Source organism: Streptomyces boncukensis (assembly GCF_011045075.1).
GTDB lineage: Bacteria > Actinomycetota > Actinomycetes > Streptomycetales > Streptomycetaceae > Streptomyces > Streptomyces boncukensis.
On record NZ_JAAKZZ010000505.1, the window covers coordinates 1 to 5206 of the forward strand.

6 protein-coding genes are annotated in these 5206 nt (G+C 72.2%); 2 read left to right on the forward strand and 4 right to left on the reverse strand.

All coding sequences use genetic code 11. From position 1 onward, the window contains the following. The coding region (locus G5C65_RS30725; protein ID WP_165302328.1) for a phosphotransferase at nt 1-705 on the reverse strand (705 nt) is incomplete at its 3' end. A 140-nt stretch (nt 706-845) separates the two neighbouring features. On the opposite strand from G5C65_RS30725, the gene G5C65_RS30730 reads away from it, so the two are divergent. Further along, on the forward strand, nt 846-1433 hold the full coding sequence (locus G5C65_RS30730; RefSeq protein ID WP_165302329.1) for a Uma2 family endonuclease: 588 nt from the start codon (nt 846-848) through the stop codon (nt 1431-1433). On the opposite strand, the gene G5C65_RS30735 is transcribed toward G5C65_RS30730, so the two are convergent. Both G5C65_RS30735 and G5C65_RS30740 read right to left on the reverse strand, forming a co-directional pair. After that, nucleotides 1417-2619, reverse strand: coding sequence for an MFS transporter (locus G5C65_RS30735; protein ID WP_165302330.1), 1203 nt, complete (start codon nt 2617-2619; stop codon nt 1417-1419). The two genes, G5C65_RS30730 and G5C65_RS30735, sit on opposite strands and share 17 nt — an antisense overlap. A 96-nt stretch (nt 2620-2715) precedes the next feature. Then, nucleotides 2716-3315, reverse strand: coding sequence for a TetR/AcrR family transcriptional regulator (locus G5C65_RS30740; protein ID WP_165302331.1), 600 nt, complete (start codon nt 3313-3315; stop codon nt 2716-2718). A gap of 94 nt (nt 3316-3409) precedes the next feature. On the opposite strand from G5C65_RS30740, the gene G5C65_RS30745 reads away from it, so the two are divergent. After that, a complete protein-coding gene (locus G5C65_RS30745) occupies nt 3410-3913 on the forward strand; it encodes a GNAT family N-acetyltransferase (protein WP_165302332.1) in 504 nt (167 codons plus the stop codon). Between the two features lie 15 nt (nt 3914-3928). Here G5C65_RS30745 and G5C65_RS30750 read toward each other — a convergent pair. Next, on the reverse strand, nt 3929-5206 hold a 1278-nt coding region (locus G5C65_RS30750), incomplete at its 5' end, for a PTS sugar transporter subunit IIC (RefSeq protein ID WP_165302333.1).

Consider the following 5206-nt stretch of genomic DNA (forward strand, 5'->3'; position numbering starts at 1 on the left):
CAGCAGGTTGGCGCTGTGCGGCTCGCCGTGCGTGACCACGGGCGCCCCGGTCAGCCGGGCGGCGGCCCGGTCGAAGGCGTCGAGCCTGCGGCGCAGCTCCCCGCGCCGCTCCCGCAGCAGCGCGCGGACCCGCTCGGCGTACGGGCCGGTCTCCCAGGGGCGCCCCAGATCGCGCAGCGCCTCCTCCAGCGCGGGCCGCGCGGAGAGGGCGGGGGTGCGGGGGCGGATCGCGGCCGGCGGCCGCGCGGTGTGCAGCGCGGCCAGCAGGTCGATGGCCCGTGCCCGCTCCTCGGGCGGCAGGAGGTCGCCGAAGCCGCTCGCCTCGCCCGCGACGTGCGGGAAGACGCTCACCGCGTACCGGCCGCCGGCGGCGCCGAGCCGCTGGACGGTGGCGCCGCCGTCCGGGGTGCGCAGCGGCGCGACGACGAAGTCCAGCCCGGCGTCCGCGCGCAGGGCCGCCGCCGTGTCCATGGCGGCGGCCAGCCCGCGCGCAGCCGCCGGGACCCCCGTGCCGCAGTACGGCTTGTGCGCGAGGTCGGCGACGGTGACGAACCACCGGCGTCCGTCCGTTCCGGACGCCGCCCAGTGGTGGTCGCCGAAGCCGACCGGCAGGTATGTCAGTTCGCTGTCCGCGGTCTCGATGCCCCACGCCCGCAGGGTGTCGCGCAGGGCGCTGTCCTGGATGTCCGCCGGCCGGTGCCTCATGCGGCGCACGGTACGCGGCCGGGCGGGGCGCGGGCGACGGAATTCCGGGGCGGCCGCCGGGTCACTCGTACGACTGAAGCACCGCGGTCGCGCCGCCGGTACGCTGGGATCCGGCGAGAATCCCGGCCATGGGAGCAGCGATGAGTGTCGAGCCCGAGTACGAGTGGCCCGTCCCGCCCGTGGGTGGGTACACCCCCGAAGACCTGGACCGGCTCCCCAACCTTCCGCCCCACACGGAGCTGATCGACGGGAGCCTCGTCTTCGTGAGTCCGCAAGCCTACTTTCATATGCTCGCGATCAATCTGCTGATGCGGCACCTGACCCAGCAGGCGCCGTCCAGTCTCCTGGTGATGCGCGAGATGACGGTCACGATGGACCGGGGCAACCGCCCCGAGCCCGACCTCATGCTGGTCAAGGAGGAGGCGCTCACCAGCATGACGCAGACCACGTACGGCCCGGAGGATGTCGTCCTCGTCATCGAGGTCGTCTCCCCCGACTCCGTGTTCCGCGACCGCGGCACCAAGCCCTGCAAGTACGCGGCAGCGGGGATCCCGCACTTCTGGCGGGTGGAGAACGAGGACGACAAGGCCGTGGTCTATGTCTTCGAGCTGGAGCCCGCCACGAAGACCTACGTTCCCACCGGCATCCACTACGACCAGCTCAAGCTCTTGAAGCCGTTCCCGGTCGACATCGATCTGGGAGAGATCACCCTCAGGCACCGGCCGTAGCCGTGTCCGGCTCACACTGCGCACCCTGGTCACCCCGCACCGCCCGTCCCCGGCGTCCCGCGGCCAGGTCCGGGGTCAGGGACAGGATGCCGAGCACCGCCAGGCCCACGCCGAGCCACACCGGGGCGCGCAGCCCGAAGGGGCCGATGGCGGCGCCGCCCACCGCGGAGCCGATGATGATGCCGGACGTGATGAAGGACGAGTGGACGGTGTTGACCAGCGGCCCGGCGTTTCCGGCGCGCTGCACCCGGGTGATCATCGCCGGGTTCATGGTGACGCCGACGAGGCCGATGCCGAGCATGCACAGCACGGCCGGCACCGGCAGCTGGGCCAGCAGCGCGAAGCCCGCGAGGAAGAGGGCGTTCAGCGCCAGGCCGACCAGCAGTACGGGGAGGGTGTAGCGGTCCGCGAGGCGGCCGACGACGATGTTGCCGACCAGCGTGGCGGCGCCGTACGCGACCAGCAGCAGCGGCACGGAGCCGGTGGCGAAGCCGGTGATCTCGGTCAGGATCGGGTTGAAGTAGGAGAACGCGGAGAAGGTCGCCCCGATGACCAGCGTGCTGGTCGACAGCACCAGCCACAGCCGCGGCCTGCGGAAGACGTCCAGCTCGCCCCGTATCCCGCCGCTCTGCTCGGCGCGCTCCAGCCGGGGCACGCCCACGGCGGTGACCAGCGCGGCGCCGACGGTCAGTGCGCTGATCGTCCAGAACGCCGCCCGCCAGCCGAAGCGCTCCCCGATGAACGTGGACAGCGGCAGCCCGAGCAGGGTGCCCATCATCAGCCCGTTGAGCGCGACGGACGCGGCGCGCCCGCGCAGCCCCGGGTCCACCAGCCGCATGCTCAGCGAGACGGCCAGGCCCAGGAACGCGGCGGAGGCGGTGCCGGTGACCAGCCGCGCCGTGAACATCACCCCGTAGGTGGGCGCCGTGGCGGCCAGGACGTTGCCGGCGAGGAAGACCGCGAACAGCACGGCCAGCGCGCGCCTGGGCGGCAGCCGCAGCAGCGCCGCCGTCAGGAACGGCCCGCCCAGCGCCATGGCCGCGGCGAACGCGGTGATCAGATAGCCGACCTGCGGAATGCTCACATCGAGGCCGTCCGCGATCTGCGGCATGAGTCCGGCGACGACGAATTCTGAGGTGACCATGGAGAAGATCCCCAGGGCCAGGACGTAGATGGCAGCAGGCACGGTGGCCGCACTCCTCGTGTTGTTCTGGTTCTGAAACGTTCGGTTCAAAATTTGGGCAGCATGGGGCCCGGGGGCCCGCGCCGTGGTGTCCGCGGCTCAGGCCAGCAGCGCCGCCAGGGCCGTCTCGGCGATCGACTCCAGGGTCGCCCGGTCCGCGCCGCCCTGCGCGGTGACCCGCATACCGCCGATCACGGCGTTCACAAAGCGGGCCAGCGCCTCGGCGCCGCGGTCCGCGGTGAACTCGCCGTCCCGCTGACCGGCCTCGATCGCCGCCCGCAGCGCGGTCAGCCGCACCGCGGCATCCCGGTCGATCATCCGTGCGAACTCCGGGTCACGGCCGGCGAGTTCCACGGTGGTGTTGACGGTCAGACAGCCGATGCTGCGCCCGTCCACGCCCCGGTACTCGTCCTCCGATTCGAGGATCCGGGCGAACAGCGCGCGCACCCGGTCCCCCGGCGTCCGCCGCTCGTCCTGAAGGATCTCCAGCTGGATGCCGGTCATGGTGTCGATATAGCGGGACAGTGCGCGGCTGAAGAGGTCGTGCTTGCTGGAGAAGGTGTTGTAGATGCTGCTGCGGCCCAGTCCGGTGGCCTCGCACAGGTCCTGGGTCGAGGTGGCTTCGTATCCCTTCTCCCAGAACGCGCGCATCGCCGCGTCCAGGGCCCGCTCCTCGTCGAACAGTCTCGGTCGGGCCATGCCCGTACCGTACCAGGTTTTGAACCGGTCGATTCAATACGGCGGGCGAACCGCGGGAAACAGCCCGGAAACACGGCTGTGCCTACAGTCGTTCATGGCTTCCCTCCGCGCCGCGACGCCTGACGACCTCAAGGCCGTCGCCGAGATATACGCGCACTATGTGACGCACACCGTCATCACCTTCGATGAGGAGCCGCCGGACGTCCCCGCCTGGCGGGACAAGCACGCGGGCATCACCGCGCACGGCCTCCCCTTCCTGGTGTCCTGCGCCCCCGGCGGCGAGATCACCGGCTACGCCTACGCCGCGCCCTGGCGCCCCAAGCCCGCCTACCGCCACACCGTCGAGGACACGGTCTACCTCGCCCCGGAGTGGACGGGCCGGGGCACCGGCAGCGCCCTGCTCACCGCGCTCGTCGAGGAGAGCGCCCGCGCCGGTGCCCGCCAGATGATCGCCGTCATCTCGGACACCGGCAGCGAGAGCTCACCGGCGCTGCACCGCCGGCACGGCTTCCGCGAGACGGGCCGGCTGAGCGCCGTCGGGCACAAGCACGACCAGTGGGTCGACACCCTGCTGATGCAGCGCGCCCTGGTCCCCTGAAGGGCCGGCCACGGCCTAGGTGGAGGCAGCCGGGACGGGGTCGGGACCGGGACCGGGGCCGGGGTCGGGGTCGGCCTCCGGGCGGGGCTCCGTTGCCGGCTGCGCTGCGGCGTCCGGCTCGGGCTCCGCGTTCAGCTCCCGCAGCATCTGCTTGCTGAAGCCGAAGAAGTACGTCGCCACGAAGCCCGCCACATAGCCGACGGCCAGGCCGAGGGCGTAGATCAGGGCGATGGCCCCGAGCGAGTGGTTCCCCTTGAGGAGGGGGAAGAGGGCCCAGCCGGACGGGCCGATGGCGGTGGAACCCACCGAGGTGCCCAACTGGTAGAAGAGCCCGACCACCCCGCCGCCGAACGCGCCGCCCAGGCACGCCGTGATGAACGGACGGCCCAGCGGGAGGGAGACGCCGTAGATCAGCGGCTCGCCCACGCCGAGGAAGCCCGCGGGCAGCGCGGACTTGATGGTGGTGCGGATCGAGGTGTTGCGGCGCAGCCGGAGGTAGATCGCCAGGGCCGCGCCCACCTGCCCCGCGCCCGCCATGGCCAGGATGGGCAGCAGCACCGTGTACCCGTCCTGCTCGATGAGCGTGGTGTGGATCGGGATCAGCGCCTGGTGCAGGCCCAGCATGACGAGCGGCAGGAAGAGCCCGCCCAGAATGAAGCCGGCGCCCGCGCCGCCGTGCTTGAGCAGCCAGTCCGCGGCGTGCCCGATGCCGGTGGACAGCTCCCCGCACACGTACATCAGCCCGAACAGCGTGACCAGCCCGGCGACCAGGACGGTGAGGGTGGGGGTGATCAGTACGTCGAGCGCCTGCGGGACGAAGCGGCGGCACGCCTTCTCCACATACACCGCCAGCAGCGCCGCGAAGAGCGCCCCGAGGACCCCGCCCTGACCCGGCGCCAGCTTCTCGCCGAACGCCGAGACGTCCGCGACCCCCGGGAAGACGATCACCGCGGCCGCCGCGCCGCCGAGGATCGGCGTACCGCCGAACTCGCGGGCCGTGTTGAAGCCGACGAACACCGCGATCAGCGACATGAAGCCGGAGGCGATGGCGGTGAGCGCCGGGGTGAGGGACGGCAGCCACTCCAGGTTGGTGAGCAGGCCGTTGAGGCCCGCGACGATGCCGCAGCCGATCAGGGCCGGGATGAGCGGCACGAAGATATTGGCGACGCGGCGCAGCATCAGCTTCAGCGGCGTCGCGTTCTTCTGCTTGCGCTCGGCGCGGATGGCGGCGCCGCGCTCGGCCAGCGCGGTGGCGGTGGCGGTGGCGGAGGGCGAGGGTGCGGGGGACGAGGG

Coding starts and splice junctions, on each gene's coding strand:
- G5C65_RS30730 (WP_165302329.1), top strand. CDS start 846: ATGAGTGTCGAGCCCGAGTACGAGTGGCCCGTCCCGCCCGTGGGTGGG.
- G5C65_RS30745 (WP_165302332.1), top strand. CDS start 3,410: ATGGCTTCCCTCCGCGCCGCGACGCCTGACGACCTCAAGGCCGTCGCC.
- G5C65_RS30740 (WP_165302331.1), bottom strand. CDS start 3,315: ATGGCCCGACCGAGACTGTTCGACGAGGAGCGGGCCCTGGACGCGGCG.